General features: G+C 71.4%; 22 protein-coding genes and 1 tRNA gene. 10 read left to right on the top strand and 13 right to left on the bottom strand.

What is annotated here, in order from left to right:
* Window positions 1-3 precede the first annotated feature (3 nt).
* The 4 genes from LUM46_RS15440 to LUM46_RS15425 all read left to right on the top strand — a co-directional run bounded on the left by LUM46_RS15440 (window position 4) and on the right by LUM46_RS15425 (window position 3484).
* On the top strand, window positions 4-729 hold the full coding sequence (locus LUM46_RS15440; RefSeq protein ID WP_274995021.1) for a response regulator transcription factor: 726 nt from the start codon (window positions 4-6) through the stop codon (window positions 727-729).
* Window positions 722-2182: a sensor histidine kinase gene (locus tag LUM46_RS15435; protein WP_274995020.1), complete on the top strand. Its 1461-nt coding sequence runs from the start codon at window positions 722-724 to the stop codon at window positions 2180-2182. The genes LUM46_RS15440 and LUM46_RS15435 overlap by 8 nt, the downstream gene beginning before the upstream one ends.
* A 150-nt stretch (window positions 2183-2332) precedes the next feature.
* Window positions 2333-3037 (top strand): HD domain-containing protein, encoded by a 705-nt coding sequence (locus LUM46_RS15430; RefSeq protein WP_274995019.1) that lies wholly within the window; start codon window positions 2333-2335, stop codon window positions 3035-3037.
* A gap of 162 nt (window positions 3038-3199) precedes the next feature.
* Entirely contained in the window at window positions 3200-3484 is a 285-nt protein-coding gene (locus LUM46_RS15425) for a WXG100 family type VII secretion target (protein WP_274995017.1), read from the top strand.
* 119 nt (window positions 3485-3603) lie between these two features.
* Here the strand turns inward: LUM46_RS15425 and groL are convergent, their stop codons facing one another.
* The 6 genes from groL to LUM46_RS15395 form a co-directional block, all read right to left on the bottom strand.
* Window positions 3604-5232 (bottom strand): chaperonin GroEL, encoded by a 1629-nt coding sequence (groL, locus tag LUM46_RS15420; protein ID WP_274995015.1) that lies wholly within the window; start codon window positions 5230-5232, stop codon window positions 3604-3606.
* Window positions 5233-5428: 196 nt separating this feature from the next.
* On the bottom strand, window positions 5429-6946 hold the full coding sequence (locus LUM46_RS15415) for a phytoene desaturase family protein (RefSeq protein WP_274995014.1): 1518 nt from the start codon (window positions 6944-6946) through the stop codon (window positions 5429-5431).
* 307 nt (window positions 6947-7253) lie between these two features.
* Window positions 7254-7457 carry a cold-shock protein gene (locus LUM46_RS15410; RefSeq protein ID WP_274995013.1) on the bottom strand — a complete coding sequence of 68 codons (204 nt, stop codon included), beginning with the start codon at window positions 7455-7457 and terminating at the stop codon, window positions 7254-7256.
* A 296-nt stretch (window positions 7458-7753) separates the two neighbouring features.
* A complete protein-coding gene (locus LUM46_RS15405; protein WP_274995012.1) occupies window positions 7754-8428 on the bottom strand; it encodes a LytR C-terminal domain-containing protein in 675 nt (224 codons plus the stop codon).
* A 42-nt stretch (window positions 8429-8470) separates the two neighbouring features.
* Window positions 8471-8770, bottom strand: coding sequence for a DUF3263 domain-containing protein (locus tag LUM46_RS15400; RefSeq protein ID WP_274995163.1), 300 nt, complete (start codon window positions 8768-8770; stop codon window positions 8471-8473).
* A 116-nt stretch (window positions 8771-8886) separates the two neighbouring features.
* Window positions 8887-9609, bottom strand: coding sequence for a uracil-DNA glycosylase (locus LUM46_RS15395; protein WP_274995011.1), 723 nt, complete (start codon window positions 9607-9609; stop codon window positions 8887-8889).
* A 91-nt stretch (window positions 9610-9700) separates the two neighbouring features.
* Here LUM46_RS15395 and LUM46_RS15390 point away from each other — a divergent pair, with 91 nt between their 5' ends.
* The 3 genes from LUM46_RS15390 (at window position 9701) to LUM46_RS15380 (ending at window position 12791) form a co-directional block, all read left to right on the top strand.
* The gene (locus tag LUM46_RS15390; RefSeq protein WP_274995010.1) at window positions 9701-10555 is read left to right on the top strand and encodes an SGNH/GDSL hydrolase family protein; all 855 of its coding nucleotides are present in this window, start codon (window positions 9701-9703) and stop codon (window positions 10553-10555) included.
* 131 nt (window positions 10556-10686) lie between these two features.
* A complete protein-coding gene (locus tag LUM46_RS15385; protein WP_374726963.1) occupies window positions 10687-12219 on the top strand; it encodes an MFS transporter in 1533 nt (510 codons plus the stop codon).
* Between the two features lie 35 nt (window positions 12220-12254).
* Entirely contained in the window at window positions 12255-12791 is a 537-nt protein-coding gene (locus tag LUM46_RS15380; RefSeq protein ID WP_274995009.1) for a TetR/AcrR family transcriptional regulator, read from the top strand.
* Between the two features lie 186 nt (window positions 12792-12977).
* Here the strand turns inward: LUM46_RS15380 and LUM46_RS15375 are convergent.
* The 3 genes from LUM46_RS15375 to LUM46_RS15365 form a co-directional block, all read right to left on the bottom strand.
* Window positions 12978-13053 (bottom strand) — tRNA-Thr (locus LUM46_RS15375).
* 196 nt (window positions 13054-13249) lie between these two features.
* Window positions 13250-14107, bottom strand: coding sequence for a DsbA family protein (locus tag LUM46_RS15370; RefSeq protein WP_274995008.1), 858 nt, complete (start codon window positions 14105-14107; stop codon window positions 13250-13252).
* Window positions 14108-14227: 120 nt separating this feature from the next.
* The gene (locus tag LUM46_RS15365; protein ID WP_274995007.1) at window positions 14228-16060 is read right to left on the bottom strand and encodes a protein kinase domain-containing protein; all 1833 of its coding nucleotides are present in this window, start codon (window positions 16058-16060) and stop codon (window positions 14228-14230) included.
* Window positions 16061-16226: 166 nt separating this feature from the next.
* On the opposite strand from LUM46_RS15365, the gene otsB reads away from it, so the two are divergent.
* From otsB to LUM46_RS15350, 3 genes are all read left to right on the top strand, one after another.
* Window positions 16227-18557: a trehalose-phosphatase gene (otsB, locus tag LUM46_RS15360; RefSeq protein WP_274995005.1), complete on the top strand. Its 2331-nt coding sequence runs from the start codon at window positions 16227-16229 to the stop codon at window positions 18555-18557.
* A 152-nt stretch (window positions 18558-18709) separates the two neighbouring features.
* Window positions 18710-19825: an ABC transporter ATP-binding protein gene (locus LUM46_RS15355; RefSeq protein ID WP_274995003.1), complete on the top strand. Its 1116-nt coding sequence runs from the start codon at window positions 18710-18712 to the stop codon at window positions 19823-19825.
* Window positions 19826-20014: 189 nt separating this feature from the next.
* On the top strand, window positions 20015-21259 hold the full coding sequence (locus LUM46_RS15350; protein WP_274995002.1) for a DUF4032 domain-containing protein: 1245 nt from the start codon (window positions 20015-20017) through the stop codon (window positions 21257-21259).
* Here the strand turns inward: LUM46_RS15350 and rlmB are convergent.
* The 4 genes from rlmB to LUM46_RS15330 form a co-directional block, all read right to left on the bottom strand.
* On the bottom strand, window positions 21256-22230 hold the full coding sequence (gene rlmB / locus LUM46_RS15345; protein ID WP_274995000.1) for a 23S rRNA (guanosine(2251)-2'-O)-methyltransferase RlmB: 975 nt from the start codon (window positions 22228-22230) through the stop codon (window positions 21256-21258). The genes LUM46_RS15350 and rlmB overlap by 4 nt on opposite strands.
* 95 nt (window positions 22231-22325) lie before the next feature.
* Window positions 22326-23753 carry a cysteine--tRNA ligase gene (gene cysS, locus LUM46_RS15340; protein ID WP_274994998.1) on the bottom strand — a complete coding sequence of 476 codons (1428 nt, stop codon included), beginning with the start codon at window positions 23751-23753 and terminating at the stop codon, window positions 22326-22328.
* On the bottom strand, window positions 23750-24232 hold the full coding sequence (locus tag LUM46_RS15335) for an SRPBCC family protein (RefSeq protein WP_274994997.1): 483 nt from the start codon (window positions 24230-24232) through the stop codon (window positions 23750-23752). Before LUM46_RS15335 ends, cysS begins: the two co-directional genes overlap by 4 nt.
* A gap of 44 nt (window positions 24233-24276) precedes the next feature.
* Window positions 24277-25560, bottom strand: coding sequence for a low temperature requirement protein A (locus LUM46_RS15330; RefSeq protein ID WP_274994995.1), 1284 nt, complete (start codon window positions 25558-25560; stop codon window positions 24277-24279).
* Window positions 25561-25579: the final 19 nt, after the last annotated feature.

Genomic DNA, 25579 nt, shown 5'->3' with positions numbered 1-25579 from the left:
AACATGGCTACTCCTGAAGCGCGTCTCGTCGTGGTCGACGACGAACCGAACATTCGTGAGCTTCTGTCCACCTCCCTGCGCTTCGCGGGTTTCGAGGTACATGCGGCTGCGGACGGTAACGGCGCCCTTCAGCTCGTCCGCGACGTCGAGCCCGACCTCGTGGTGCTCGACGTGATGCTCCCCGACATGGACGGCTTCACCGTGACGCGGCGCATGCGGGCAACCGGGCGGCACACCCCCGTCGTCTTCCTCACCGCGAAGGACGACACGCAGGACAAGGTGCAGGGTCTCACCGTGGGCGGCGACGACTACGTGACCAAGCCCTTCAGCCTCGAGGAGGTCGTGGCTCGGATCCGCGCGGTGCTGCGCCGCACCGGGGTACCCGCCCCCGAGGAGGAGGCCGTGCTGCACGTGGGCGACCTGGAGATGGACGAGGACTCGCACGAGGTGCGCCGCGCGGGCGTCGAGGTGGACCTGTCCCCCACCGAGTTCAAGCTGTTGCGCTACCTCATGCTCAACTCCGGCCGCGTCCTGTCGAAGGCGCAGATCCTGGACCACGTGTGGCAGTACGACTGGGGCGGCGACGCGAACATCGTCGAGTCCTACATCTCCTACCTGCGACGCAAGATCGACACCCTGGAGGTCGACGGCGAGACGTTGCCGCCCCTGATCCACACCAAGCGCGGCGTGGGGTATCTGCTCCGCGCCCCGCAGCCCGCCCGTGCTTAAGGATCGACTCTCCGGCATCCCGCTGCGCGCACGGCTCGTCGCGATCATCTCGCTGCTGCTCGCGGCCGGGCTGGGCATCGCGGCAGTCGCGACGACGACGGTGGTGTCACGCTTCCTCGTCGAGCAGGTCGACAGCGAGCTGAGCGTCGCCTCGCGCGACCTCAACCCGATCCTCCAGACCCTCCAGTCGGGGGCTCCGGAGGGCTTGCCCAGCGACTACTACGTCCTGATCGACGGCGAGGAGGGCACGGTCAAGGCGCTGGGCCTCTCCGCGATCGCGCGGTTCGGCACGCCCGAGCTGCCGGACGTGACCTACGAGGAGGCGGAGGAGAGCGGCGGCAAGCCGTTCACCACGTCCGGGGCGAGCAACGGAGCCGGCACGGAGAGCTGGCGCGTCATCACCCTGGCCGCGACCTATCCGTCCGGCGAGCGAGCGGTCGTCTACGTGGCGCTCCCTCTGGTCGGCATGGACAAGACGATCTCGATCCTGACCCGCACCCTGATCATGTCGGGCCTGGGCATCGTGCTGCTGGGCGGGCTCACCGCATGGGTCCTGGTCGAGCGGTCGCTCCGGTCGCTGCGGACCGTCGAGCACACCGCCGCGCAGATCGCCGCCGGCGACCTCACACTGCGCGTCCCTGATGCCCCGCGAAGCACGGAGATGGGCTCGCTCGCGGCGTCCCTCAACGCGATGCTGACGCAGATCGAGCGGGCCTTCGCCGCGCAGGAGGCCTCCGAGGTGCGGATGCGGCAGTTCGTCTCGGACGCCTCGCACGAGCTGCGCACGCCCGTCGCGACCATCCGCGGGTACGGCGAGCTGTACCGGATGGGCGCCCTCGACAGCACGGACAAGGTCGACGACACGATGCTCCGCATCGAGGACGCCGCGCGCCGCATGGGCGCGCTCGTCAACGACCTCCTGGTCCTCGCCCGGCTCGACGAGGGCCGGCCCGTCGCCCGGGAGGACGTCGACCTCGCGGCCCTCGCGCGCGACTCCATCCAGGACCTGCACGCCCTGGACCCGACGCGCGAGGTCGCGGTGGTCCCGCTGGTGGCCGACGCCGACGCGGACGACCCTGCGGGACAGGTCCCCGACACGTTGGTCGTCGAGGGCGACAGCGACCGCCTGCGGCAGGTCATCACCAACCTCATCGGCAACGTCGCACGACACACACCCGCGGGCACGCCCGCCGAGATCGCCCTCGGCGTGCGGCGGTCCGACGGCGCGGCGGTGCTGGAGGTGCGCGACCACGGTCCCGGCCTCACCGAGGAGCAGGGCCGGCGGATCTTCGAGCGGTTCTACCGCGCTGACTCCTCGCGCACCCGCGAGTCGGGCGGCTCGGGCCTCGGGATGGCCATCGTCGCGGCGATCATCGGCGCCCACGGCGGGCACGTCGAGGTGTCCGACACCCCCGGCGGCGGCCTCACCGTCCAGGTGGCTCTGCCACTCTGACCCGCCCCTCTGACCTGCGTGGCTCCCTGCCCGACCCGGCTTAACGAGCACGTCGATGATCACGATCCAGGACAGAGGTAGCCACCGCTGACGGTTTCGGTAATAGGCTGGCGGTGCAGTGACCGACCTCAACCGTTAGGCAGAATTCACATGGGCGTGCTCGCGTCTGACGCGCCGCAGTGGTTGCTCAAGTCGTTCGTCCGCAGTGCTGTGGGCGCGGGCGCCACGGCGGACACCGAGGCGATCGAAGAAGTCGGAGAGGCCCTGCTGGGCCGCTGGGCCGACGAGCACCGGCACTTCCACAACCTGCGGCACCTGGCCGCCGTCCTGCACCGGGTGGACCAGCTGGCCGAGGAGACGCACGAGCCGGACCTGGTGCGCCTCGCCGCCTGGTACCACGGTGCGGTGTTCAGCTCCGAGAAGAAGGTGGCCGAGGCCTCGCAGGGCGGCGAGCAGTCCACCGCCTCCGCGCTCCTCGCGCGCGAGGAGCTGACGGAGCTCGGCGTGCCGACGCGCGCCGCCGAGCGCGTGGCCGCGCTGGTGAACGCCATCGTCCGGCATGCGCCGGACCCCGCGGACTTCGACGCCGCGGTGCTGAACGACGCCGACCTCGCGATGCTCGCCGCCGAGCCCCAGCGCTACAAGGAGTACAAGACGGCGGTACGCGCGGAGTACGCGCACATCCCCATCGACGTGTACCTCAAGGCCCGGATCCGGGTCATCGAGCGGCTGCTCGCCCGCAAGTCGCTGTTCCTGAGCCCGATGGGCGCCGCCTGGGAGGAGCCCGCGCGGCAGAACCTCGACATGGAGCTGCACCGGCTGCGCAAGGAGCAGGCGAAGCTCGGCTCTGCCTGAGACAGGCCCTCCGCACGGGCCTGGAGCGGTCCGAGCACGACCACAACCCGGTCTCTGCCGCGCCCGTGCACAGTACGCCACGGGCGCCCTCCGCCGTCGGGCCGCGTCTACCTACCGTCGGTGGGTGGCGCCGGACGGTCCGGCGCGCGGGAGGTGATGGCCATGCGGTTCGAGGTCGACAGCGACCAGGTGGAGCAGGCGGGCGCCGCGGTGGCGGGCTCGGTGGCGACGGTGCGCACGGAGGTGGGGGCGCTCATGCGCAACCTCGACGCGCTGCAGGCGAGCTGGCACGGGCCCGCGGCCGCCGCGTTCGGGGGCACCGTCGCACAGTGGCGCGGTGCGCAGGCACAGGTGGAGGGAGCCCTGGACGCGATCCAGGCCGCCCTGGCGGCCGCCGCGCGCACGTACGCGGAGGCAGAGGCCGCGGCCACACGCATGTTCTCCTAGAGACGCCTGGAAACGGCCGACGCCGGCCGGTCGCCCTCCGTAGAAGAAGGTGACCGGCCGGCGTCGGACAGGTGCTCCGGCCGACCCGAGCGGGCCGACCCGAGCGGGTCAGGCGGGACTCAGAAGTCCATGCCGCCCATGCCACCCGTGGGGTCGCCGCCCTGGGAGCCCGCGGGCTCCGGCTTGTCGGCGACGACTGCCTCGGTGGTGAGGAACAGCGCGGCGATCGAGGCCGCGTTCTGCAGAGCAGAACGGGTCACCTTGACCGGGTCGTTCACGCCGGCGGCGAGCAGGTCCTCGTACACGCCGGTCGCGGCGTTGAGGCCCTGACCGGAGGGGAGGTTGCGCACCTTCTCCGCCACGACGCCGCCCTCGAGGCCGGCGTTGATGGCGATCTGCTTGAGCGGCGCGTCGATGGCGGCACGCACGATCGTGGCGCCGATCGCCTCGTCGCCCTCGAGCTCGAGCTTGGCGAACGCGACGGCACCGGCCTGGATGAGGGCCACGCCACCACCGGCGACGATGCCCTCCTCGACGGCAGCCTTCGCGTTGCGAACGGCGTCCTCGATGCGGTGCTTGCGCTCCTTGAGCTCCACCTCGGTGGCCGCGCCGGCCTTGATGACGGCGACGCCGCCGGCCAGCTTGGCGAGGCGCTCCTGCAGCTTCTCGCGGTCGTAGTCGGAGTCCGACTTGTCGATCTCGCTGCGGATCTGGTTCACGCGACCGGCGATGAGGTCGGCGTCGCCGGCACCCTCGACGATCGTGGTCTCGTCCTTGGTGACGACGACCTTGCGCGCCTGGCCGAGCTCCTCGAGCGTGGCGTTCTCCAGCTTGAGGCCGACCGTCTCGGTGATGACCTGGCCGCCGGTGAGGATCGCGATGTCCTGCAGCATGGCCTTGCGGCGGTCGCCGAAGCCCGGAGCCTTGACGGCGACGGACTTGAAGGTGCCACGGATCTTGTTCAGCACGAGGGTCGCCAGGGCTTCGCCCTCGACGTCCTCGGCGATGATGAGGAGCGACTTGCCCGACTTCATGACCTGGTCGAGCAGCGGCAGCATGTCCTTGACGTTCGAGATCTTCGACTCGACGATCAGGACGTACGGGTCCTCGAGCACGGCCTCCTGGCGCTCGGGGTCCGTCTCGAAGTAGCGCGCGAGGAAGCCCTTGTCGAAGCGCATACCCTCGGTGAGCTCGAGCTCGAGGCCGAAGGTGTTCGACTCCTCGACGGTGATGACGCCTTCCTTGCCCACCTTGTCGAGGGCCTCGGCGATGAGCTCGCCGATCGCCGGGTCACCGGCCGAGATGGCGGCCGTGGCAGCGATCTCTTCCTTGGTCTCGATGTCCTTGGCAGCGATCAGCAGCTGCTCGGTGACCGCCTCGACGGCCTTCTCGATGCCGCGCTTGATGGCGATCGGGTTGGCCCCGGCGGCAACGACGCGCAGGCCCTCCTTCACGAGCGCCTGGGCGAGCACGGTGGCGGTGGTGGTGCCGTCACCGGCGACGTCGTCAGTCTTCTTGGCGACCTCCTTGACGAGCTCCGCGCCGATCTTCTCGAACGGGTCGTCGAGCTCGATCTCCTTGGCGATGGAGACACCGTCGTTGGTGATCGTGGGGGCGCCCCACTTCTTGTCCAGAACGACGTTGCGGCCCTTCGGGCCGAGCGTGACCTTCACCGTGTCGGCGAGCTGGTTGAGCCCGCGCTCCATGCTCCGACGAGCTTCCTCGTCGAAAGCGATGATCTTGGCCATGGGGATGAATCCTCCGCTGGTGGCTTGTCCAGGCCGGCCGGTGCCCGCGACGGACGGCCTGCCGTCCCGACGATCATGTCTCGCCGCGACCGGAGGCCTCACCATTCGACCCTTGCTGTCACTCTCGAACGGAGAGTGCTAAGACATTATTGGCACTCGGACCATGAGAGTGCAAGGCGCGTCCGGGTCGGGTGGGTCACGGGCGGAGGTCCGGGAGCGAGCGGACGTCGAACTCCCGCAGCAGCGCCCGGCGGGCGGCGTGCCAGCCGCCCATCCCGTGCACACCCGGCCCGGGCGGGGTCGAGGCGGAGCAGAGGTACAGCCCTTCGGCGACCTGGTAGGGGTCGGGCGCGAGCGTGGGCCGCGCGACCATCTGCCACATCGTGGCCGCCCCGGCGGAGATGTCGCCGCCCAGATAGTTCTGGTTGTGGCGCTCCATCTGCGCGGCAGGTAGGCACCGCGAGCCGACGACGACGTCGCGGAAGCCGGGCGCGAACCGCTCGATCTGCCGGGTGACGGCCTCGGTGATGTCCTGCGTCGAGCCGGCCGGCACGTGCGCGTACGCCCACAGGGGTCGCGCACTGCCGCGCAGGCGGCTCAGGTCGGCGACGCTCGGGTCGCTGACCAGGACCACCGGGTGGTCGGCGTGCAGCCCGTGCGCGACGCTGTCCTCCGCCGCCACCATCTCGGCCCGTGTCCCACCGACGTGCACGGTGGAGGCACGTCCGACGTCGGGCACCCGCCACGGGACCGGCCCGTCCAGGACGAAGTCGACCTTGGCCGCCGCGTTCCCGTGCCGGAACCGTCGCAGTGCCGCGTGGCGCCCTGACCGGATCCGGTCCCCCGCGACCCGCAGCACGGTGCTCGGCGTGGTGTCGAACAGCACCGCGCGGGCGGGCGGCAGGTCGGACCAGCTGTCGACCCGGCGCCCCGCCTCGACGGTGCCGCCGTGCGCCTCCAGGTCGCGGACCATGGCGTCCGTGATGGCCTGGGATCCCCCGACGGGGACCGCCCAGCCGCCGTCGGCGTGCGCGAGGGCCCCCAGGAGCAGGGCGGTACCGGCACCGGAAAGCGCCGGGAGCGGTGTGATGTTGTGCGCCGCAACACCGGTGAGCAGCGCTTTTGCCTCCTCCGTGAGGAACCGGCGGTCCCAGCGCGGCCCGCCCTGCTCGAGGAGCGCGGCAGCGAACCGCAGGCTGGGCCGCACCATCGAGGCGAGGCCCGACGCGGTCACCGTGTGCCCGCCGGCACCCCGGACGCCCTCCAGCATGCCGCGCACGGTCCGCTTGTCCCCCATGGCCAACGCCGTGACCTGGCGCCAGTCGGCGGCGAGCGGGCCCAGCAGGTCGCGCCAGGCGCCGCCATCGGGCCCGAGCCGGTCGGCGGTCCGCGCCAGGTCGCGGAAGGCGAGCCCGGCACGGTCGCCGTCCATGGGCTGCGCGTAGGCGACCTCCGGCGCGACGAGCTCGACACCGCGCGCGGGAAGATCGAACTCCCGGAAGAACGGCGACGCCCAGGCCATGGGGTGCACGGCGGAACAGAGATCGAACAGCATGTCGCGGGCGAGCTCGGGAATCGCGAGGGTACGTGCGCCACCGCCGACCGTCGGCTGGGCCTCGAGGACGCGGACCCCGAGACCTGCGCGGGCGAGCGTGACCGCGGCCGCCAGGCCGTTGGGTCCTGAGCCCACCACCACCGCGTCGAGCAGGGTCACTCCCCCATCGAATCACGGTCGGGGGACTGATGGCCGACTGCGAGCGGGTCGGGTGACGGCGAGGCGCCGTCTGACGGCCGAGGGGGCGGCCGCTGGCGAAGGACCGGCCGAGGGGACGGCCGGCTGTCAGAACGAGCAGCCGCGGTACGGGGCGGCTGCCCGGCTGCGTCGGGCATCATCGACCGACGGTGTAGCGGGTGCTGGTCGTCGTCGACCATCCAGATCGGACGCCGGGGTCTGGGTCCCGGCAGTCCTTGGGGGGCGGCGGGCGACGGGCGGGCACTTCCCGCCCGTCGTCCCATCGATGTCAGGCTGGACGAACCTGCTCCGCCTGCGGACCCTTCTGCCCCTGCCCCACCTCGTATTCGACCGGCTGACCCTCATCGAGAGTCCGGTAGCCATCAGTCTGGATCGCACTGTAGTGAACAAAAAGGTCCTGGCCGCCGGCGTCGGGGGTAATAAAGCCATACCCCTTCTCGGCGTTGAACCACTTGACGGTGCCCTGGGCCATGCGTAGTTCTCCTTGTACCTCTGCACGGGACACTCGGTCGACCCGTGGTGGTTCGAGCGTAGTGGTCCGGCTCACACCAGGGAAGCCTCAATGCCCGGTATGCGGCATTAAGCGCATGGCGAACGCGCAGGTCAGAGCCCTGGGGCAGAGAACGGGCAAGCGGATATCAACCCAGTGGTACGGGCTGGGCGGAGTATCACTCACACTCCGCCCATGCCCGCGACCCGACCAAAGGTTGACCTCCAGCCGACGACTACGCTGCCGTCGGCCCGCCGTGCCAACCGGGTGGAAGGTCGTCAGCCGCCTGTCGTCGGCGGAGTCACCAGGATCACCCAGATCCCCTCGGTCGGGTGGTTGGCGACATCGTCCGACTGCTGCACGTTGGCGGGATCCACACCGAGCGTCTCCGCCACGGCAGACGCCGTGTCCGCACGGTCACCGCCGTAGAGCACGGTGTTCGCCGTGACCGAGTCAGCCGCCGGACCGAACTCTGCTCCGGTGTCCAGCGGGTGGATCTCCCCCTCGAACCCCGCGGCCTGAAGGTTGGTCGTCGCGGTGCCGGCCATACCTCCCATGCCGTCGCCACCGTTGTTGTACACACCGATGACGGTCTCGGACGACTTGTTCGCGAGTGCAGGGTCACCCGGATACTGCGCTTCCGCCGAAGGTGAGCTGGCCGGCGCCGATGGCTCGCCGCTCGGTTCGCCGGAGGGTTCGGTGGACGGCGCGCCGGACCCCGACGCGGAGACCGACGGCGACGCTCCGCCCTGCGCCTCTGCAGGGTCATCGCCACCTCCGGAGAGCAGCGTGATGCCGCCCCATGCCACGGCGGCGCACACTACGGCGACCAGCAGGAAAGGCCAGGCCGAGCTCCAACCGCTACGCGGCGCACGGTGCACACCCACGGGTGCGCCCCCGGGGACAGCGACGTCGAACTCGTCGGGCGGGTAGGGGTAGCCACTCTTCGTCACGGCAGAGAGAGTAGCGGGTCGTTGTGACGGATCGGTGCCCGGTCAGTGGTTCTCATCCGCCAGCCGTCGTCCAGAGCGTGCTCGCTGGCGGGTCGATCGGACCCTGCGCAGGCGCTTGACCAGCATCGGGTCGTGCTCGAGGGCGGCAGGAGTGTCGATCAGCGCGTTCAGCACCTGGTAGTAACGCGTGGCTGTCAGATCGAAGAGTTCCCGTGCCGCCTCCTCTTTGGCACCCGCGTACTTCCACCAACGGCGCTCGAACGCGAGAATCTCCCGGTCGCGGTCAGAAAGCCCACTCCCGGACCGCTCGACGACAGGGCTCTCGGCGTCCGGGACCAGCACCTTGCCGACCGGTTCGCCATATGCCCGGATTGCCTGGTTGTTATTCACCCTTGCCCTTTCACACAGTCAACACGCCGGCCCTGCCCCGCGGGCGCCACAGACCGGCGCCCGCGGTCCTACGGGAGACGCCAGTCGACCGGCTGCGCACCCTGCTGCTCGAGCAGCGCGTTGGCCCGCGAGAACGGCTTCGACCCGAAGAAGCCGTTGCGGGCCGACAGCGGCGAGGGGTGCGCGCTCTCGACGACCGGCACGGTGCCGAGCCAGGGCTTCAGGTTGCGTGCCTTCGCGCCCCACAGGATCGCCACGAGCGGACCGCCCCGCGCCACCAGGGCACGGATCGCGGCCTCCGTGATCTCCTCCCAGCCCTTGCCCGCGTGGGAGTCGGACGCGCCCGGCCGGCAGGTGAGCGTCCTGTTGAGCAGCATGACTCCCTGGTCGGCCCACGGACGCAGGTCACCGTCGGACGGGAGCGGGACCCCGAGATCGTCCTGCATCTCCTTGTAGATGTTGACCAGCGACCGCGGGACAGGCCGCACGTCCGGCTGGACGGAGAAGGACAGCCCCATGGCGTGCCCCGGCGTCGGATAGGGGTCCTGGCCCACGATGAGCACCCGGACGTCCGCGAGCGGCCGCTTGAACGCCGCGAGCACGTTCTCCCCGGCGGGGACGTACGTACGCCCCGCGGCGATCTCCGAACGCAGGAAGTCGCCCATGGCGTGGATGCGCGGCTCGACGTCCGCCAGAGCTTCGGCCCAGTCGGGTGCGACGACCTGCGACAACGGGGGCCGGCCCGAGGCGGCGGCGTCGACAGGGGGCGTCGGGTTCACGGTGGTCTCCACGTCCAGGAGGTTACCGGCACCCTCCGACACTGCCAGTTTGTGCTGCCCGTCACACGTCCGAGCCAGCGAGGCTCACCCCGCACACGGGAGAATGGGCCCCGTGAGCGCCACGACGACCCCAGACCCGGAAGGCCCCACCTCCGACCTCCCCGCAGCCGCCCCCGTCCGCTGGGAGCGGTACATCGCCATGGGCGACTCCTTCTCGGAGGGCCTGTGGGACCCGTACCCCGACGCCCCGGAGGTTCAGCGCGGCTGGGCCGACAACCTCGCGGCGGTGCTCTCGACCCGCCGCATCGCGGCCGGCCAGGCGCCGCTCGAGTACGCGAACCTCGCGATCCGCGGCCGCAAGCTGCGCCCGATCATCGCCGAGCAGCTGGACATCACCATCGAGGCCCAGCCGGACCTCGTCTCGCTGGTGGGGGGCGGCAACGACATCCTGCGCGCCTCGGCCGACATCGACGCGATCTCTGCCGCGCTGGAGGACGCCGTCGTCGCACTCCGGGCCACCGGTGCCGACGTCCTGATGGGCACCGGGTTCAAGGGCGGCGCCGCCCTCAGCTGGACCAACGGCCGCGTGGGCGTCTTCAACGCGAACCTCTGGTCCATCGCCGACCGGCACGGGGCGCACGTCCTGGACCTGTGGGGCATGCGGGCGCTGGCCGACCTCCGCCTGTGGTCCGAGGATCGCATCCACCTCACCCCCGAGGGGCATCAGCGGGTCGCGAACGCGGCCCTCGTCGCGCTCGGTCTCGAGCCGGACGACGCCGCCTACGACGCCCCGCTCGACGCCGCCCCGCCCGCGGCCTTCCGCGAGACGGCGCGTGCCAATGCGGCCTGGATGCGCCAGCACGTGGGCCCCTGGGTCAAGCGCCGCCTGACCGGCACCTCCAGCGGCGACGGACGGACCGCGAAGTGGCCGACGCCGCAGCCGTGGCCGCGGGCGTGATCGCGCGTCCGGCCGTAGACTTCGGCGGGTGAATCTCAGAGGCTCTCCGGTGCTCGCACCGGAGAGCCTCTATCGGTCCGGACTGCTGGCTCGACGCGTAACTTAACATTCTAGATAGTACAGTTACCGCCATGACGATGAGCCCGACCCTGGGTGCACGCACGTCACCGCTCAGCACCCGCCGACGCTGGACGCTCCTGGTGACCGTCGGCACCGGCCTGCTGCTGATCACCCTGGACAACTCGATCCTGTACACGGCGCTGCCGACCCTCACCCGTGAGCTCGACGCGAGCTGGACCGAGAGCCTCTGGATCATCAACGCGTACCCGCTGGTGATGACCGGTCTCCTGCTGGGCGCCGGGACCCTGGGTGACCGGTTCGGCCACCGGCTGATGTTCCTGAGCGGCCTCGTGGTGTTCGGGCTCGCCTCCTTGATGGCGGCCACCGCCCCCACCCCGGAGGTGCTGATCGCCGCGCGCGGCCTGCTGGCCGTCGGCGCCGCGGCGATGATGCCGGCCACGCTGGCCCTGATCCGGGTGGCCTTCGTCAACGAGCGCGAGCGCAACATCGCGATCAGCGTGTGGGGCAGTCTCTCGGTGGTGGGCGGCGCGCTCGGGCCGATCGTCGGCGGCGCGCTGCTGGAGCGCTTCGCCTGGGGCTCGATCTTCCTGATCAACGTGCCGGTCGTCCTCCTCGCCCTGATCGTCGGGGTCGCCGTCGCGCCGGAGAACGAGCCGCACCCCGGCACGAGGTGGGACTTCATCTCCTCGGTGCAGGCACTGGTCACGCTGGTCGGGCTCGTCGTGCTGATCAAGGAGGTCGTCAAGATCGACCGCTCCGGAACCGTTCTGCTCGGCGCCGCCCTCGCGACCGTCCTCGGGTGGTGGTTCTTCGTCCGCCGGCAGCGTCGTCTGCCGTTCCCGCTGCTGGACCTGTCGATCTTCCGCAACGCGGCCTTCGCCTCCGGCGTGCTGGCCGCGGCGTTCGCCATGTTCGCCATGGGTGGCCTGCAGCTGGCGACCACCCAGCGGTTCCAGCTCGTGGTGGGCTTCACCCCCCTCGAGTCCGGGCTGCTGGTGGCCGCCGTCGCGATCGGTTCTCTCCCGTCGTCGATCCTGGGCGGCGCCTTCCTGCACGTGGTGGGTCTACGCCTCCTGATCGGCGGCGGCCTGGGCGTAGGCGCCGTCGGCGTGGCCTGGACCCTGGTCGGCGTCCAGCACGGGATGGGGTGGCTCCTCGGGGGCCTGTTCGTCACGGGCCTCGGGCTGGGGTCGGCCATGTCCGTGGCCTCGACCGCGATCATCGGGAACGTGCCCGCCCGGCGGGCGGGCATGGCCTCGTCCGTGGAGGAGGTGTCGTACGAGTTCGGCAGCCTCGCGGCGGTGGCGCTGCTCGGCTCGCTGCTGACCACGGTCTACACGCTGACCATCCGCCCGCCCGACGGCGCCCCGGCCGAGGTGAGCCGGTCCCTGACCGACGCCCTGGCCGCACCCGGGAGCGGGCCGGAGGTCCTCGACGCCGCGATCACCGCGTTCGGCAACAGCTACTCGGTCGTCATGGTGGTCTGTGCCGGGGTCCTCGCGATCGGCGCTATCGTCACGACCGTGCTGCTCCGTGCCTACGGGCCCGGGTCGGCGTCCTCCGCCTACGGCTCCGGCCACTAGACCCGCCCCGACCGAGATACGCCCACGGAGGCCCCGTGCGACCGAGCAACCGCGACCGCATCCTCGACGCCGCCGTCCGCGTCATCCAGCGCGAGGGCGTCACCGCCGTCACCTTCGACTCCGTCGCGGCCGAGGCGGAGCTGACGCGCGGCGGGATCATGTACCACTTCCCGTCCCGTGAGGACCTGCTGGCGGCCATCCACCAGCACCTCGCCGACCGGTGGGAGGCCTCCCTCCTCGCCGACGCCGGCAGGCCCCTCGACGACCTCACCGCCGACGAACGGCTGTCCGCCTACATCCGCGTGAGTACCCGGTCCGCAACCCGTGCCGAGCTGCAGCTCATGCTCGAGGCCGCCACCCACCCCGAGTGGGCCGCGCCGTGGAGCGGCGTCCTGGAGCGCTGGGCGCCCGTTCCCGCAGACGCCGGGACCGACGCCGCGTCCATGGCCCGCCTCGTCACCCGGCTCGCCGCCGACGGGCTGTGGATGTTCGAGGCGCTGGCCTACCGGGACCTGCCCGAGGCGCAGCGCCGGGCGGTCGCGGAGCACCTGGTGCGGGCGGTCGCCGGCTGACCGGCAGCAGGTCCGTGACTTCGGTCAGTTGCACCCCGCGGGAACCGAGATCGGTCCGATGCCATGAGATCGGTCGGTTGACCGACCGATCTCATGGCAACCGACCGAAGTCGCTGAGTTCGGTCAGTTGCCCGCACCGGAGAAGGCGAACGGCCCGGGTCAGCACCCGCTGCTGACCCGGGCCTCTGGAGCCGCCTGTCGGGTTCGAACCGACGACCTTCCGCTTACAAGGCGGGAGCTCTACCAGCTGAGCTAAGGCGGCGGGCCGGAAACAGCCTAACGGTTCCCGCCACCAGTCCGCTTCCAGAATGTGGTCTGGCATGGGCCGGCCACCAGTTCCATGCCGAACCCCTTGGTGGTAGGACATTCGCGGGCGGACCGGCGCGGACGACGGCGGGGTCCCGGGCCGCAGCCCGGGACCCCGCCATCCACAACCTGTGGACTACTGAGCTGCTGGACTACTCGGACGGCTCCGTCGACGGCTCCGCGGACGGCTCCTCCGAGGCGGGCGCCTCACCGGTGATCGCCGCGGTCAGCGCACCGGGGTTCTGCCAGGCCTCGAACCGCTCGCCGTCGATCACCACGGTCGGCGTACCGAAGCCGCCCTGGGCGTTCCGGAGGTCCGGGTCGTCGCCCGCGACCTCCGAGGCGGCCGAGACCCACTCCTCGTAGGTCTCGTGCGCCGTACCGTCAGCGATGCCTGCGGCCGCATCGGCCGGCACGCCCGCCTGCTCGGCGACCTGGGCGATCTGCTCGTCGGAAAGACCCGGCGTCTGCTCCTCCGGCTGGCTCGCGAACATCGCGTCGTGGAACGCGGAGAACTGCTCCGGCGCACGGTCGGCCACCCATGCCGCGGCCGCCGCGGCACGCGTCGAGTACTCGGTGCCCTGGGACGTGCGGTCCAGGATCGAGACCGGGTGCACCACGAGCGTGAGGTCACCGGCCTCGCGCAGCTCGGCGATGCTCGCACCGTTCAGCGCCTCGAACTGGCCGCAGACCGGGCACATGTAGTCCACGTACACGTCGAGCGTCTTCGCGCCCTCGTTCGTGGTGCCCGCGGCGCCCTCGGCGCCCACCGGGATCCCGGTGTCCTGGACCACACCCGCCGGGATGTTGTCGACCTTCTCCATGGGCGTCTTCTGCCCCTCGAGGAAGATCAGCACCACGGCCGCGACCAGGATCGCGAGTCCGACTCCGAGCGCGCTCAGCACGATCAAGCGGCTGCGCTTCTCGCGTGCCTGCTGCTTCTTCTGGAGGGCAAGGGCCTCGGCACGGGCGGCGTCTCGACGCTGCGCCTTGGTCTGGTTCGTCGACATCGGGGTCCTTCGAGATGCGGGCCAATGGGGCGAGGCGCCACCGGCGCCCCGTCAAGACTACAAGCGCTCGCTGGGAGGCGGCTGGACGTTTCGTTACGATCCAGACACCTCACCTGCCGATCACCATACGACGTCGGGGCGGTCTCCCAGGGGCCACCACAGCACGTCCACCGTGCCGTCGAACAACGGCTGCGCGGCGAGCACCGCGAGCGCCAGCACGACCACTGTCAGGATGAGCTTGGCGCCCCAGCCGGGAGCGATCCGGCGCAGCACCGGCCCGGCCCCGACCCGTGTCCCGTACGACGCCGGTCCGAACCACGCGGCGACCACCGTCACGAGCATCGCCACGCTGAGCACGAGGCTGTCGACGATGGGCTCGTTCATGCCGCCCACCGACCGCGCCTCGACGGTCGGGACGGGGGCGATGATCACGTTGCCCGGCGCGAAGACGATGAGCCCGAGCAGCGCCACGACGACTCCTGCGCAGATGCCGACTGCCGCGGCGGGCAGCACGCCGAACACGGCGCGCACGAGGTGCCAGGGCGACAGGAGGGTGGCCACGAGCGCGTCGGCCCGGCTGGGACCGCGCCGCGCACGGCGGTTGCGGAACTCGTCGACGGCGATCCCCGCCAGCCGGGAGACGATCATCAGGGCCACGAGCACGACGACGGCGATGCCCGGCCGGGTGGCGGCGAGCGCCACGAGTGCCAGGGCCGCGGCCAGGAACAGCCCGCGGTAGCCGGCGACGTGCGCGGGGTTCGGCTGGTCCAGGGCGAAGGCTGGTTCGACGGACGGCGGCGCGGGGCGCGGGGCGCCGACCGCCCGGCCGGTGATCGATCGACCCCGGGGCGCGACAGGTGAGGCGGCCAGGTCGGTCACGCCGCCGACGGCGCCGGGGTGGGCGGCCTCCGCGACGGCCGCGGCTCCTGCCGCTGCGCCGACGCCGGCTCCGCCGGCCGCCTCGGACACCGGGTGCGGCAGGAGGCCCTGTGGCATGACGCGCGTCGAGCCGAGGTCGGCCGGCATCGAGGCGGTCGGGGCGTCGGGTGCGCCGGCGGAGGTGAGCTCCGCCGTCGTCGAGCCCGCTACGCCGTCGGACCCGGTCGTCGAGGCGATGAACGCCTCCGACCCGGCCTTGAGCGCTCGCGCGACCTCGTCCGGCCCCCAGCGCTCGACGGGCACCGCGCGCAGCGCGGCACCCAGCGCCCGGGCCGTGCGCGCCGGCAGGCCGTCGAGGTCGGCCTGGCCCTGCCGCGAGCGCCGCAGCACCAGCTCGGTGGGCCGGACGCCGAACGGCGCGCGGCCGGTGCCGGAGAACGCGAGCACGGCGGCCCAGGACCACCAGTCGGTGTCCGGGCCGGGCTCGGCGCCGTCGAGCAGCTCGGGAGCGAGGTAGCCGGGGGTGCCCATGACGAACCCGGTGCGGGTCGCACGCACGTCGCCCGGGCCCTGGGCGAGGCCGAAGTCGATCAGCACGGGCCCGGTCCTGGCGATGAGCACGTTCGACGGCGTGAGGTCCCGGTGCACGACGCCGGTGCCGTGCACCGCCTCGAGCGCGTCGGCGAGCTGGTCGGCGAGCTCGAAGAGGTCACGGGGGTCCAGGGGCCCGCGCTCGTCGATCTCCTCCTCCAGCGTCGGTCCCTCGACGAGCTCCGTGACGATGAACGCCTCGGGCCCTTCGAGCTCGGCGTCGAGCACGCGGGCCACCGCGGGGTGCCGCAGGCCCTGCAGCGCTGCCGCCTCACGGCGCAGCCGCTCACGGGCGGACGGGTCGTCGAGGTGGCGGTGCAGGATCTTGAGTGCGACGGGGTGCCCACCGTCGTCCTCCGCGCGGTAGACGGCGCCCATGGCGCCGGAACCGATCTCGCGCACGACCGTGTAGCCGCCGAGCTTCGAGCCGGCAGCAGGGCCGGCGCCGTTCGAGGGCGCTGTCGAGGCTTCCACCTCCTTCATGAGGCACACCGTAGCCGTCACGCGCTGGCGACGCCCGCCTATCTCTCGCACGCGCTCTCGCCGCGACCGGCGAGTGAACTGCCTGGTCGTTACCCTGAGCAGGCAAGAGGCGCCGCTACTCTTGGCACTGGACAGCGAGACTCTTCTACAACCAAGGAGCAGTACATTGCCGGGTAAAGACGGGTACGATCTGGTCGTCGTCGCGAACCGGCTGCCGGTGGACTTCTCGGTCGGCCCCGAGGGCGATCTCACCTGGCAGAGGTCTCCTGGTGGCCTGGTCACGGCACTGGAGCCGGTGATGCAGGAGGCCGACGGCGCCTGGGTGGGCTGGTCGGGCGCCCCCGACCTGGCCCACGAGCCGTTCGAGGCGGACGGCATGCTGCTGGTGCCGGTCACGCTCAACGCCGTGGAGATCGAGCGCTACTACGAGGGTTTCTCCAACGCGACCCTCTGGCCGCTCTACCACGACGTCATCGAGCGCCCCGACTACCACCGCCAGTGGTGGGACGCGTACCGCCGGGTCAACCAGCGCTTCGCCGACGCCGCGGCCGAGCAGGCCGCCGAGGGCGGGGTCGTCTGGGTGCACGACTACCAGCTCCAGCTCGTCCCGCGCATGCTGCGCGACCTGCGCCCCGACCTGCGCATCGGGTTCTTCGACCACATCCCGTTCCCGCCCGTCGAGCTGTTCGCACAGCTGCCGTGGCGCCGGCAGATCATCGACGGCCTGCTCGGGGCGGACCTCGTCGGCTTCCAGCGCAACGGTGACGCCGCGAACTTCGTCCGGTCCGCGCGCCGCCTGACCGGCTACACCACGCGCGGCCCGGTCATCACGATCCCCGACGCCGACGGGCGCCCCGGCCGGCACGTCCGTGCCTCGTCGTTCCCCATCTCCATCGACTCCCACCGGTTCGACACCCTCGCCCGCACGCCAGAGGTGCAGGCCCGGGCCAAGGAGATCAAGGCGGACCTCGGCAATCCGGAGACCCTCATGCTGGGGGTCGACCGGCTCGACTACACCAAGGGCATCCGGCACCGCATCAAGGCGTACGGCGAGCTGCTCGACGACGGCCGCCTCGACGTCGAGCACGCCACCCTCGTGCAGGTCGCGAGCCCGAGCCGCGAGAACGTCGGCGCGTACCAGGAGCTCCGCGAGCACGTCGAGGTCCTCGTCGGCCGGATCAACGGCGAGTACGGCGAGCTGGGCCACTCCGCCATCCACTACCTGCACCACTCCTACCCCCCGGAGGAGATGGCGGCCCTCTACCTGGCGGCCGACGTGCTGCTGGTGACCTCGCTGCGGGACGGCATGAACCTCGTGGCCAAGGAGTACATCGCCGCACGCTCGGACGAGCGCGGCGCGCTGGTGCTGAGCGAGTTCACCGGCGCCGCCGACGAGCTCTCCCCCGGCCCCCTGCTGGTCAACCCGCACGACATCGACGGCATGAAGGACATCATCGTCGCCGCCGCGACCATGGACCCCAAGGAGCAGCGCCGCCGCATGCGGCGCCTGCGCCGCAAGGTGCTGGCCGACGACGTCGCCAAGTGGTCGGAGACCTTCCTCGGGGTGCTCACCGCCGTGCCGCCCCGGCCGCTCACCGTGGACCCGCGGTCCCTGGAACCCCGCCATCACAACCTCCGTGACGCGCTGACGGCGTTCACCACGGTGCCGGACGGGGTGCCCGCGCGGGGCCGGCTCGCCCGCATGGGCAACGGGAACGGACGGCGCAAGAAGCCGACCACCGGCTGGCTGCTCGCGTGCGACTTCGACGGGACCCTCGCGCCCCTCGTCGACGACCCGAAGTCGTCGACCATGACACGCGCCGCACGCGCCGCCGTCGAGCAGCTGCACGCGCTGGCGCAGGAGGCGCCCGTGCGCCTCGCGTTCATCTCCGGGCGGGACCTGTCCGACCTCGCGGAACGGACCGTCGCGCCCGACGGCACGTTCCTCGTCGGCAGCCACGGCGCGGAGGCCGGCCGAGCCACCACCACCGGCGTCGAGCAGGTGCCGTTCCACCTGACCACCACCCAGTCCGGCCAGCTCGACGCGCTCGTGGCCGGGTTCGAGTCGGCGGTCTCAGGCCGTGAGGGCGCATGGGTGCAGGTCAAGCCCGCCGCCGCCGTCGTGCACACGCGCCTGGCGAGCGTGGACGACGCCGCCGCCATCACGGTGGCCGCCGACGAGGTCGCCGCCAACCTGGGACTGCCCGCCATGCACGGCAAGGACGTGGTCGAGGTGTCGGTGGTGCCGACCAGCAAGGGCGAGGCGCTGCGCCGTCTGCGGGGCACCGTCGCGGCCGAGCTGGGCGTCGAGAAGGTGCGCGTCCTGTACGCGGGCGACGACACCACGGACGAGCACGCCTTCGGTGCGCTCGAGTCCGGCGACCTGTCGATCAAGGTGGGGACCGGCGACACCCTCGCCTCCCACCGCGTGCCCGACCCCGACGCGCTGGCCGCGGTCCTCGCCGGGCTCGCCCGCACCCTGCGGAGCGAGGGCTGACCCGATCGTGACCTGGTCGATACCGCGGCCTTGAGGAACCGGGGTACGATCACGCTGCAACAGTGTCACCGCCGACACGTGAGTGGAAGCAACGGCACCCGACCACAACGGATCGTCCGGCACGTACCTGCCGGTGGAGGGATGTACTAGTCATGGCTACGGTCACTTTTGATCACGCGACGCGCGTCTACCCGGGCACTGAGCGCCCGGCTGTCGACCAGCTGAACCTGGAGATCGAGGACGGCGAGTTCCTCGTCCTCGTCGGCCCGTCCGGCTGCGGTAAGTCCACGTCGCTGCGCATGCTCGCCGGCCTCGAGGACGTCAACGGCGGGCACATCTTCATCGGTGACCGCGACGTCACCGACGTGCAGCCCAAGGACCGCGACATCGCGATGGTCTTCCAGAACTACGCCCTGTACCCCCACATGTCGGTGGCGGACAACATGGGCTTCGCCCTGAAGATCGCGGGCACGCCCAAGGCGGAGATCCGTCAGCGCGTCGAGGAAGCAGCGAAGATCCTCGACCTGGTCGAGTACCTCGACCGCAAGCCGAAGGCGCTCTCGGGTGGTCAGCGTCAGCGTGTCGCCATGGGCCGTGCCATCGTGCGTCAGCCCCAGGTGTTCCTCATGGACGAGCCGCTGTCGAACCTCGACGCCAAGCTCCGTGTCCAGACCCGTACGCAGATCGCGTCGCTGCAGCGTCGCCTGGGCGTCACCACGGTCTACGTGACCCACGACCAGACCGAGGCGCTCACCATGGGTGACCGCATCGCCGTCCTGAACCACGGTGTGCTCCAGCAGGTCGGCACGCCGCGCGAGATGTACGACCGGCCGAACAACGTGTTCGTCGCCGGCTTCATCGGCTCCCCCGCCATGAACATCGGCACTTTCGATGTCAAGGAGGGCGTCGTCAAGGTCGGCTCGGCCGACGTGCCGCTCGATCGTTCCATCGCGAGCAGCATGACCGACGCCGACAGCGGCAAGGTGACCCTGGGCTTCCGGCCCGAGGCGCTCGACGTCGTCCCCGTCGGCACGCCCGGCTCGTTCGACGTCGAGGTCAACCTCGTCGAGGAGCTCGGCTCGGACGCGTTCGTCTACGGCACGCTCAAGGGCGACACCGAGCTGAACCTGACCGCCGGTGAGACCAACCAGCTCATCGTGCGCATCGACCCGCGGTCGGTGCCGGACAAGGGCGACGTCATCGCCGTCTCCATCCAGACCGGCCACTCGCACGTGTTCTCCGCGACCACGGGTGAGCGCCTCGCCTGATCCCTTCGACTGATCCCTCGGCTCGCCGGGGGAACGGTTACCTCCTCGGGGTGTGTTGCTGTGCGTGGACTTTTGTCCTCGCACAGCAACACACCCCGCAGGCCTTTCATCCCTCCGCGTCGCGGAGATCCACGGCCGCTCCCCCTGCCTTGCGCGGGCAAGCGGCCGGCTCAGCGCAGAATGGTGCCCATGACCCAGCAGAAACTCCAGATCACCGCGGTCGCACCTGACCCGGCGCTGCTGGACCTCCCGTGGGACGTACCGCTGGCCGAGTGGCCCGACGAGGTCCTGGCCGCGCTGCCCCAGGGCATCTCGCGGCACATCGTCCGCTTCGTCAACCACGAGGGCCGGGTGCTCGCGATCAAGGAGATCGGCGAGACCGTCGCCTACCGTGAGTACGAGCTGCTGCGCCAGCTGCACCGCATCGAGGTGCCCTCGGTGGTCCCGGTCGGCGTCATCACCGGCCGCCGGGCGCCCGACGGCGAGCGGCTCGAGGCCGTGCTCGTCACCGAGCACCTGCAGTTCTCCCTGCCGTACCGCGCGCTGTTCAGCCAGGACCTGCGTCCCGACACGGCGACGCGCCTCATCGACGCCCTCGCCGTGCTCCTGGTGCGTCTCCACCTCGTGGGTTTCTACTGGGGCGACGTCTCGCTGTCCAACACCCTGTTCCGGCGGGACGCCGAGACGTTCGCGGCCTACCTCGTCGACGCCGAGACCGGCGACATCCATCGCACGCTGACCAACGGACAGCGCAACTACGACGTCGACCTGGCGCGCACCAACATCATCGGTGAGCTCATGGACCTCTCGGCGGGCGAGCTGCTCGACGAGGACGTCGACGAGGTCGCCATCGGCGACGCCCTCGTGGAGCGCTACCAGGAGCTGTGGGACGCCCTCACCGGCTCCGAGGCGTTCGACTCCGGCGACCGCTGGCGTGTCGCCGCCCGCATCGAGCGGCTCAACGACCTCGGCTTCGACGTGGGCGAGCTGGAGATCACCACCGACATCGACGGCACCAGGGTGCGCATCCAGCCCAAGGTGGTCGACGCCGGGCACCACTCCCGCCGTCTGCTCCGGCTCACCGGGCTGGACGTGCAGGAGAACCAGGCCCGCCGCATGCTCAACGACCTCGACAGCTACCGCGCGGCGACGGACCGGCAGAACGACCAGGAGCAGATCGTCGCGCACGCGTGGGTGCGCCAGGTGTTCCGGCCGACGATCGACGCCGTGCCGCGCGAGCTGCGCCGCAAGCTGGAGCCGGCGCAGCTGTTCCACGAGATCCTCGACCACCGCTGGTTCATCTCGCAGCAGGCGCAGCGGGACATCCCGCTGCCGGAGGCCGCCGAGTCCTACGTGGAGAACGTGCTGCGGCACCGCCCCGACGAGGACGCCGTGCTCGGCCTCGCGCCGGGCGAGGCCGAGCCGGAGTACTAGCCGGCCGGGGTCGCGCGCTGCTTGGCGACCTCGTACAGGGTGATCCCCGCCGCGACCGCCGCGTTCAGCGACTCGGTGGAGGCGGCGATCGGGATGGACACGATCGCGTCGCACGCCTCGCGCACCAGGCGGGACAGGCCCTTGCCCTCCGAGCCGACGACCAGCACGAGGGGGTCGGTGGCGTACGCGAGCTCGCCCACCTGCGTGTCGCCACCGGCGTCGAGCCCCACGACGAAGCAGCCGGTCTTCTTCAGCTCGGCGAGCTCGCGGGCCAGGTTCGTCGCACGCGCCACGGGGACGCGGGCCGCCGCACCCGCCGAGACCTTCCAGGCCGACGCCGTCACACCGGCGGCGCGCCGCTCCGGCACCAGCACGCCGTGCGCGCCGAACGCGCCGGCGGACCGGAGCACGGCACCGAGGTTGCGGGGGTCGGTGATGTTGTCGAGCGCCACGATCAGCGGCGGCTCCCCGGCCTCGGCCGCGGCGTCGAGCAGGTCCTCGGAGTCCTTGTAGTCGTACGGCGGCACCTTCATGGCGACGCCCTGGTGCACCGCACCCTCGGTGATCTTGTCGAGGTCGAGCCGCGAGGCCTCGAACATCGGGAGGCTGCGCGTGTGCGCGATCTCCAGGATCTCCTGGGTGCGGTCGTCCGAATCGAGGTGCGTGGCCAGGTAGATGCCCTCGGCGGGCATCTCGGCGCGCAGCGCCTCCAGCACCGCGTTGCGGCCGGTGACGACCTCGGTGGTGGTGCCGCTCCGACCCGCCTTCCCGCCCGGCCGCCGCCCGGCAGCCGCGCGCCTCTCCGCCGCCAGCTTGCGCTCGTGCGCGGGGTGGTAGGTCCGGTCCTCCGCCTTGGGCGTCGGACCCTTGCCCTGCAGCGCCTTACGGCTGTGTCCGCCGGTGCCTACCTGGGCGCCCTTCTTGGAGCCTGCCTTGCGTACCGCACCGGCGCGCTTCGAGTTTCCTGCCATGGTGTGTCTCGTCTCTCAGCCGGTGGTCGAGCTTGTCGCGACCACCGCGGGTTCGGTCGAGGTGGTCTCGACAAGCTCGACCACCAGGGAAAAGATCAGGAGAGCGCCCAGCGGGCGCCGTCGGCGGAGTCCTGGACCTCGATGCCGGCCGCCGCGAGGCGGTCCCGGATCGCGTCTGACGTGGCCCAGTCCTTGGCGGCGCGCGCCTCGGCACGCGCCTTGAGCTCCGCCGTGACCAGCCCGTCGAGCGCCGCCGCGTACCGGTCGTCGGTCGACGCCGCCCACTGCGGGTCCGCCGGGTCGAGCCCCAGCACGTCGAGCATCGCACGCAATGTCACCAGCTCGCTACGCACGGTGGCGTCCGTCCCCGACGCGAGGGCGGTGTTCCCCGCCCGCAGGTGCTCGTGCACGACGGCGAGCGCCTGCGGCACGTTGAGGTCGTCGTCCAGGGCTGCCGCGAACGCGTCGGGCACCTCGGCCTTGGCGACCTCCTCCGCCGGGACGTCACCCACCCGCTCCGACGCACGCGCCACGAAGCCCGACAGGCGCTCCCAGGTGGTGCGCGCCTCGTCGAGGGTGTCGGGCGACCACTCGAGCATCGACCGGTACTGCACGGCCGCCAGCGCGTAGCGCACCACGGGCGCGGGCGCCTCCTTCAGCAGCTCGCTGACGAGCAGGCCGTTGCCGAGCGACTTCGACATCTTCACGCCTGACTGCGTGACCCACGCGACGTGCATCCAGCGCTGCGCGAACCCGTAGCCCGCGGCCCGCGACTGCGCCTGCTCGTTCTCGTGGTGCGGGAACCGCAGGTCGAGCCCGCCGCCGTGGATGTCGAACGTCTCGCCGAGGTAGCGACGAGCCATCGCGGAGCACTCCAGGTGCCAGCCGGGCCGGCCACGCCCGTAGGGGGTCTCCCACGAGGCCGACTCGGGCTCGCCCGGCTTGGGCGCCTTCCACAGCGCGAAGTCGTGCGGGTTCTTCTTGGCGTCGCTCGCCGAGCCGGTGGCCACCTCCGCACCCTCCTCGGGGCTGAGGTCCTCGACCTTCTGCCGGGTGAGCTCCCCGTAGGCGGGCCAGGAGCGGACGTCGAACCAGACGTTGCCCTCGCCGGTGCCGTAGGCGTGCCCCTTGTCGACCAGGCGCTCCATGAGCGCGACCATCTCGGGGACGCTGCCGGTGGCACGCGGCTCGTAGGTGGGCGGGAGGACGCCGAGCGCGTCGTACGCCTCGGTGAACACCCGCTCGTACAGGGCGGCGTGCGCCCACCACTCACGGCCGGCGGCGGCGGACTTCGCCAGCACCTTGTCGTCGATGTCGGTGACGTTCCGGATCAGGGTGACCTTCAGGCCTCGCCGGGTCAGCCAGCGCCGGAGCACGTCGAACGCGACGGCCGGGCGGAGGTGGCCCACGTGCGGAGGTGCCTGCACCGTGGCACCACACAGGTAGATGCCGACCTCGCCCGGGGTGATGGGGTTGAAGTCGCGCACCTCGCGCGTGGCGGTGTCAAACAGGCGAATGGTCACCTGTCAAGGGTACCGGCGCTTCCGGTTCCCGCTTCGACAATTTCCCTGGCCCGCTCGAGCGTCTGCCGCATCCCCCGCACGTTGGCCCGACGGCGGTGCCAGCCCGCCAGTGCCCAGTACACGCGGGCCGCTCCGCGCTGCTCGAGCTCGAACGACTCGGTGACGTCCGTACCGCTGCCCACGGGGTCCAGCCGGTAGCGCCAGTTGTTCAGGCGCTTGCCGCCCATGTACACCGTGAAGCCGAAGTCACGGCCCGGCTCGCAGTGGGTCACCTTGCACTGTGTCCAGTACACCGGCCCCACGCCGTTGCGCCGCACGTGGCCGCGGAAGAACGCGCCGACCGCCGGGCCGGTCGCGCCGTCGGTCCACTCCGCCTCGAAGGTCTCGGGGCTCAGCTCACCCACCCGGGTGACGTCGCTGACCAGGTCCCAGACCACGTCCGGAGGGGCGTCCATGTGCACCGTCACTGCTGCTCGCATAGGGGCAGGCTACTGCCCCGGCGTCAGTAGACCGCGCCGCGGGTCTACTCGGCGGCGGCCTCCCCCGCGCTCCGCCCGGACGGCTCCTGCGCGAGCAGGCGGGCGACGTGTCGGTGCCCGCGCACCTCGTAGCCGACCACGGAGACCACCGGGGCGAGCATCACCAGGAGCAGCGCCCAGGCCATGGGGGCGCCGGCCGCCGCGGCGGCGACGGCGGCGGCGAGGACCACCGTGGTGCCGACGACGAGGAGTAGGTGCAGCCCGTCGAACGACCGGGACAGGAACCCGAACAGCGTGTAGTCCGCCAGGACGAACACGAGCACCGGCACTGCCACGGCCAGGACGGTCCCGACGGCGCCGACGTGGGAGTGCCCCTCCAGGTAGTACGCCGCCACGTGCAGGCCCGCACCCACCCCGGCGAGGGCCCCGAACACCACGATGCTCCCGTACCCCCAGGCGAACGACCGCTCGCGGTGCCGGTGCAGCATCTCGGCGTGCGGTGTGAGGTAGTAGGTCCACCACAGGCCGAAGGTCAGCGCGGTGCCGGCGAACGCCACGAGGGCGGCGTCGAGCGTCCAGCCCGAGTCGTGGACGACGGCAGACAGCGTCGCAACGGTCCCGATCACGCCCTCGCCGAGCGTGATGATGGCCAGCAGCCCGTACCGCTCGGCGATGTGGTGGGCGTGCCACGGGGTGCTCCGCTGGCCGGGCCCCTCGGTACGGAACCGTTCCGCGAGCCACGGGCCGGCCATCTCGGCCGCCCCGAGCAGTGCCCCGGCCACGAAGAAGACCGGCACGCTCACCGGTGCGACCGCGAGGATCACCCAGCCGATCTGGGCGAGGACGAGCGTCCGCGCGTACGCCAGGCAGGTCGCCCGGTACTCCGGCGCCTGCCTGGCTGCGCGGAGCCACTGCACGAGCATCGCCAGGCGCATCACGACGTACCCGGCGACCATCACCTCGTTGTGGACCCGCTCGCCCTCCACCACGGACTCGAACATCTCTGGCAGACCGAGCGCGAGCACTACCACGCCGATCATCTGGACCATCGTCGTGACGCGGTAGAACCAGTCGTCCGTGTCGAACGCCGAGGCGAACCACGAGAAGTTGATCCATGCCCAGCAGATGGCGAACATCGAGAACGCGAAACCGATCACTCCCGCGGCCGCGTGGCCCTCGGCGATCAGATGGGCGCCCTGCTCTCCGGCCACGCCGAACCCGACGACGAACGCCAGGTCGAACAGCAGCTCCAGCGGGGTCGCGGTGCGCACCGGCTCGTGCGGGTCGCGTCCCTGCATCGGGCGCGTGCGGTGGTGTGTGACGGGCATGGCCCTGTTCTACCCGACT

The sequence above is a fragment of the Promicromonospora iranensis genome, assembly GCF_028994805.1.
Classification (GTDB): Bacteria; Actinomycetota; Actinomycetes; order Actinomycetales; family Cellulomonadaceae; genus Promicromonospora; species Promicromonospora iranensis.
This window is presented reverse-complemented; position numbering and strand designations above follow the sequence as displayed.

What these genes read in the sequence shown, in the direction of transcription:
- LUM46_RS15440 (WP_274995021.1), top strand. Translation starts at nt 4, where the DNA reads ATGGCTACTCCTGAAGCGCGTCTCGTCGTGGTCGACGACGAACCGAAC.
- LUM46_RS15430 (WP_274995019.1), top strand. Translation starts at nt 2,333, where the DNA reads ATGGGCGTGCTCGCGTCTGACGCGCCGCAGTGGTTGCTCAAGTCGTTC.
- LUM46_RS15425 (WP_274995017.1), top strand. Translation starts at nt 3,200, where the DNA reads ATGCGGTTCGAGGTCGACAGCGACCAGGTGGAGCAGGCGGGCGCCGCG.
- groL (WP_274995015.1), bottom strand. Translation starts at nt 5,232, where the DNA reads ATGGCCAAGATCATCGCTTTCGACGAGGAAGCTCGTCGGAGCATGGAG.
- LUM46_RS15410 (WP_274995013.1), bottom strand. Translation starts at nt 7,457, where the DNA reads ATGGCCCAGGGCACCGTCAAGTGGTTCAACGCCGAGAAGGGGTATGGC.
- LUM46_RS15390 (WP_274995010.1), top strand. Translation starts at nt 9,701, where the DNA reads ATGGGCCCCGTGAGCGCCACGACGACCCCAGACCCGGAAGGCCCCACC.
- LUM46_RS15385 (WP_374726963.1), top strand. Translation starts at nt 10,687, where the DNA reads ATGACGATGAGCCCGACCCTGGGTGCACGCACGTCACCGCTCAGCACC.
- LUM46_RS15370 (WP_274995008.1), bottom strand. Translation starts at nt 14,107, where the DNA reads ATGTCGACGAACCAGACCAAGGCGCAGCGTCGAGACGCCGCCCGTGCC.
- LUM46_RS15365 (WP_274995007.1), bottom strand. Translation starts at nt 16,060, where the DNA reads ATGAAGGAGGTGGAAGCCTCGACAGCGCCCTCGAACGGCGCCGGCCCT.
- LUM46_RS15355 (WP_274995003.1), top strand. Translation starts at nt 18,710, where the DNA reads ATGGCTACGGTCACTTTTGATCACGCGACGCGCGTCTACCCGGGCACT.
- LUM46_RS15350 (WP_274995002.1), top strand. Translation starts at nt 20,015, where the DNA reads ATGACCCAGCAGAAACTCCAGATCACCGCGGTCGCACCTGACCCGGCG.
- rlmB (WP_274995000.1), bottom strand. Translation starts at nt 22,230, where the DNA reads ATGGCAGGAAACTCGAAGCGCGCCGGTGCGGTACGCAAGGCAGGCTCC.
- LUM46_RS15335 (WP_274994997.1), bottom strand. Translation starts at nt 24,232, where the DNA reads ATGCGAGCAGCAGTGACGGTGCACATGGACGCCCCTCCGGACGTGGTC.
- LUM46_RS15330 (WP_274994995.1), bottom strand. Translation starts at nt 25,560, where the DNA reads ATGCCCGTCACACACCACCGCACGCGCCCGATGCAGGGACGCGACCCG.